We start from the raw sequence: 297 nt of genomic DNA on the forward strand, positions 1-297 counted from the left end.
GGTGGAAGTGAACGCCTGTTTAAAACAGCTCGATAACAAAGATATCGCTGACTACGAACACAACCAGCTGATGCGTCGCCTGCGCCAGTTGATCGCCCAGTCATGGCATACCGATGAAATCCGTAAGCTGCGTCCAAGCCCGGTAGATGAAGCCAAATGGGGCTTTGCCGTAGTGGAAAACAGCCTGTGGCAAGGCGTACCAAATTACCTGCGCGAACTGAACGAACAACTGGAAGAGAACCTCGGCTACAAACTGCCCGTCGAATTTGTTCCGGTCCGTTTTACTTCGTGGATGGG

The 297-nt window shown here is 52.2% G+C and carries 1 protein-coding gene; it reads left to right on the forward strand.

Going from position 1 to position 297, the window contains the following annotated elements:
* On the forward strand, positions 1–297 hold a 297-nt coding region (locus SB725_RS30670), incomplete at both ends, for a phosphoenolpyruvate carboxylase (RefSeq protein ID WP_410923120.1).

Source organism: Pseudomonas sp. SIMBA_041 (genome assembly GCF_046535095.1).
Taxonomy (GTDB): domain Bacteria; phylum Pseudomonadota; class Gammaproteobacteria; order Pseudomonadales; family Pseudomonadaceae; genus Aquipseudomonas; species Aquipseudomonas mucoides.